The organism is Halobellus salinus, assembly GCF_014646875.1.
In the GTDB taxonomy this organism is placed as follows: domain Archaea; phylum Halobacteriota; class Halobacteria; order Halobacteriales; family Haloferacaceae; genus Haloquadratum; species Haloquadratum salinum.
In genome coordinates this window covers 1-2,433 of sequence record NZ_BMOC01000044.1, presented here as the reverse complement: position 1 = coordinate 2,433, position 2,433 = coordinate 1, and the positions used below count along the sequence as shown (strand labels likewise).

3 protein-coding genes are annotated in these 2,433 nt (G+C 54.3%); all 3 read left to right on the top strand.

From position 1 onward, the window contains the following. Positions 1-547 precede the first annotated feature (547 nt). Positions 548-865, top strand: coding sequence for a toxin-antitoxin system TumE family protein (locus tag IEX72_RS15030; RefSeq protein ID WP_188788802.1), 318 nt, complete (start codon positions 548-550; stop codon positions 863-865). Positions 866-913: 48 nt separating this feature from the next. Beyond that, positions 914-1,330, top strand: coding sequence for an HVO_A0114 family putative DNA-binding protein (locus IEX72_RS15025; protein ID WP_188788800.1), 417 nt, complete (start codon positions 914-916; stop codon positions 1,328-1,330). 212 nt (positions 1,331-1,542) lie between these two features. After that, positions 1,543-2,181 (top strand): hypothetical protein, encoded by a 639-nt coding sequence (locus tag IEX72_RS15020; RefSeq protein WP_188788799.1) that lies wholly within the window; start codon positions 1,543-1,545, stop codon positions 2,179-2,181. Positions 2,182-2,433: the final 252 nt, after the last annotated feature.

The window sequence follows — 2,433 nt, the reverse complement described above, 5'->3', positions numbered from 1 at the left end:
TCTCGTCTACAACATCAAACAGTACGTGACCCGCTGATTCCACCGCCGTATGGCGATTCAATAGAGCCTTCTAGTCGCAATGGCACTCCTGTTTGGACTCTTTGAATTCACCGACCTACCGGTAGAAATCGTCTATGGAATCGTATTCGGGGTCGGTGTCGTGATTCCCGGGTTACTCCTCCAGTACACTGACTACGGGAGTGACTGATCGCTTCAAATTTTCTGCGCTTTTGGGAAGCACATTATTGATGAATCGCTATCTTGCGATTTAGCCGGGGATCTAACAGAGCACGAGTTGCTTCCAAACCACGCTTTCACCAACTTGAACGGCGGTCTGGGGATATCACAGAAGCCCGGACCACACGAGATCAACAACTTGCTTCCCAAGAGCGTTGGATCGATATTGGCGCGCGATCATTGAACAGCTCACCTTATTAACCAATACTTCACTTCCAGGCTCTTGTGTTGGTCAAGAAGTGCTGGCTTTCGAGTTCGTCTCCACTACCGCTGGTCTTATGATGTTGGGCGGCAACCCAACACGTAAGGGATGGCTCAGGAGCCTCGCTTCCAGTACACCCACGTTGAGGGTGGGCTCGTCGAGAACGTCGTCCTTCGACCGACCGAGGCCACCGAAACCTACCCGTCGGGCTGGAAGTGTACGCTCCACTTGGGCACCCTCAAGGATCTCACACTCGTCCGGTACGACAACGCCCACGAGGATACGAAGGGACACGAACTCCACACCGCCGTAGGCGATACCGACGACATCGAATTCCCCGGAATGGAAGAGTTACTCGTGGAATTCTGGGCGAGTGCGGACGAGTACTGGGACGCCGTCGGCGGCGATCCGCCGCGGCCCTACTGATCGCACACCGACCGACACTACGACTACACCCACCACCCCAACGCGAGTATGACCACGCTCCACATCGCCGTCGGTGACCGAGAACAGCTCCGTGAGGACACCCTACAGTTCGTTCAGGCCGCTGAGTCCGATGGCTTTGACGACGAAGACGGGAAGGTGACACTCCAGTTCGGCAGCTATGACGACCTCGTTGAGAGCCTCACACCGCTCCGCTTGGAGCTCATCCAAGCGATTGCCGAGCATACCCCTGAAAGTATGCGGGAGGCTGCCCGCCTCGTCGATCGGGATGTCTCCGATGTCCACTCGGATCTCAAGCAACTGGAAGTGCTCGGGATCTTGGAGCTTGAAGAGGGCGGGCCTGGTGGCGCGATGCAACCCATCGTGCCCTTCGACCGGATTGAGATGCACATCGACTATCCATTAGTGGGAGGCGTCGATGACGGCGGCACGCCCGCCAGCGTGTGAACACGTCATCAAAGACTTTCCACACCAAACAGGAATCGATGAGTACAGACGAACGCTGTAACAGATCAGCGAAGAAACTACTCAGTGTCTGTCAGACAGGTCGTGCCGAATACAGGGCGCGTATTAGTCATAGGCGTCCAAGAGTATGAGGCCGCCAGTAGCGTATCTCTGGTCCGTGGAAGTTTATATAGTAACTCTTCAAATATGTGTGTATGCCGACACTGGAAGGGTGGACACTCTGGCTACACATCGCTGCTGGAACGGTCGCTGTGTTGGCTGGCCTCGGTGCGCTCGTGACGACCAAAGGGGGATTGCGACATCGGCAGGCCGGGAAACTCTTCCTGATAGCAATAAGTGTGGTCGTTGCGACCGTATTCGGTCTTCTCGCTATCAATCCCACAACCTTCCGGATTATCCTCACACTCGTTGCGATCTTCAGCGGCTATTTAGCGTTCTCTGGATATCGGGTGCTTGCCCGAAAGCGACCTGAAGACGATGCAGATGTGATCGACTGGAGCGCCACGGGAACTGTCTTTGTTGCCTGTCTTGGCTTAGGGGTGTGGGGTGTCACGTGGTTTCTCGGCGGCCAGTCGTTCGGGATTGTGATGGTTATCTTCGGCGCAATCGGTGTGATATTCGCCACGCTGGACGGCTGGACATTCCGTCGGGAAGGAACAGGCGAGTGGACGGTGACCCACCTCCAGCGGATGATCGCCGCATTCATTTCGACCGTCAGCGCTGTCTCAGCTGTCAATCTGACGCCCATAATGGGGATTTGGGCATGGATCTGGCCGACAATCGTCGGCGTTCCACTCATCGTTTACTGGTCGAATACCTATAGCACTGAGTGATCGCTTTCCGCAGTACTATCGCTTGAGAGAAACATCTGAGCCAAAATTATCTCTGATTCCTTTTGCTTCCACTCCAAAGTGGGCGGTTCAAACGAAATCAGTCTGCAGGACGTCTGTATATCAGTTGAGTATGTGAATACGATTCTTTATGTTTCAGGGTCAAAGCTGTCCCACCGCTATCCATACTATAGTAGACGTTAGAAGTAATTGCTCACACTTGGGATAGATATTTGATCAAGAGCCGTGTCGATC